A 1,341-nucleotide genomic window follows, 5' to 3' on the forward strand; every position below is an offset into this window, starting at 1 on the left:
TGGGGCCCGGCTCCAGGTTCTCCTGCCTGATCAGAATCTGATGGTCGTCAAGGACTTGGAAGGGGCCGATTCCCCGGCGATCCAGGATCATGGCGACCCTGGAGCTCTGGTCCACGTCTATCAACAGTTCATCCTTGTTTACTTCCTTGATCAGGCGACCGTGGCTGATGAACCCGAACCGGGAGGAGACCAGGTAGAGTTCGCTCAGAATGTGACTGGAGATGAGGATGGTCGTCCGGCGCTCTTTGCTGAGCCTGTCCAGCTGATTCCAGTCGTGGCTTCTGGCAGGCTGGCCCGGGAAAAGGACCATCTGACCCTGATCCGCGCCCTGGCCTTGTGCAGGAACAGACGCAGGATCCGTCTGACCATAGCAGGCACAGGGCCCATGGAACGCCGACTGAAGGTGGAGGCCGCCCGGCAGCTGGACAGCATGCCGGTCTCGATTGGATTCCGTCAGAACGCGACTACGCCAAGGAAGATTACCCCTGGATGCCTCTGTCAGGGCCTTTGCCCATATGGCCGTGCAGGCCGTCAGCGGTCAAGAGCCGGGCCGGGTATAGGCTTGACCCGGCTTAGATCTCCTGCTTGGATATGATCAGAGCCGATCCGAAGATGGCCACCAGGACCACGCCTGCGGAGACTCCGGCGTAGATCCAGGCCTGATCGGCCTTCAGAGTGTTCAGGGCGATCTGTTCGCCGAACCCGTCGAAGTCGAAGTATTTCAGCCAGTTCAATTTAAAGGCATACTCCACAAGGGAGATCAGCATGGGCCATATCACGATCACCACCGCTGGGATGACCAGGGATTTGGTAAGGATCAAGAGGATAATGCCCAGGCTGATGATGACGGAGATGCAGAAGCTGACCGATAGGGTCATGACGGCCACATCCTTGCATAGGATGCCCCAGCCTACACCCGGTTTCCTTCCTAGGGCCAGTCCGGTGATCAGGATGGTGATGAAGTAGCACAGGGTTAGGAGAATGATGTCGATCAGGATAGTCGCGTACTTGCCGAGGATGAACTGTATGCGCGAGATGCCCGATGTCAGCGTGTTCTTCAGAGTGTGCTGGCTGTATTCTGCGCCAATGACGATGACGAAGACCGCGATGTAAAAGTACATTAGAGACGAGGCGGAGGCGACACCCGATTGCAGGCCTGTCCTGACTGTCCAACCTGGGCGTCCGATTGCCAACAGTTCTTCGCCCCCGATGGTGGGTCCCATAGGGGTTTTGCGCCATGTGGTCACTATGCCGAGTGCCATAGTGGCAATGAGCAGAATCAGCATGCCGATGGATCTCCGCTGCCTGTAAAAGTCGGCCCTGATCTGGTTAATCATTGTT

1 protein-coding gene and 1 pseudogene are annotated in these 1,341 nt (G+C 57.3%); both read right to left on the reverse strand.

The window, feature by feature from the left end; translation table 11 throughout:
- Positions 1–310 (reverse strand): annotated as a pseudogene (locus FPK30_RS08115) (hypothetical protein); the annotation flags it as partial.
- 262 nt (positions 311–572) lie between these two features.
- On the reverse strand, positions 573–1,341 hold a 769-nt coding region (locus FPK30_RS08120), incomplete at its 5' end, for an ABC transporter permease (RefSeq protein WP_232345892.1).

Source organism: Bifidobacterium apousia (assembly GCF_007559275.1).
Taxonomy (GTDB): Bacteria; Actinomycetota; Actinomycetes; order Actinomycetales; family Bifidobacteriaceae; genus Bombiscardovia; species Bombiscardovia apousia.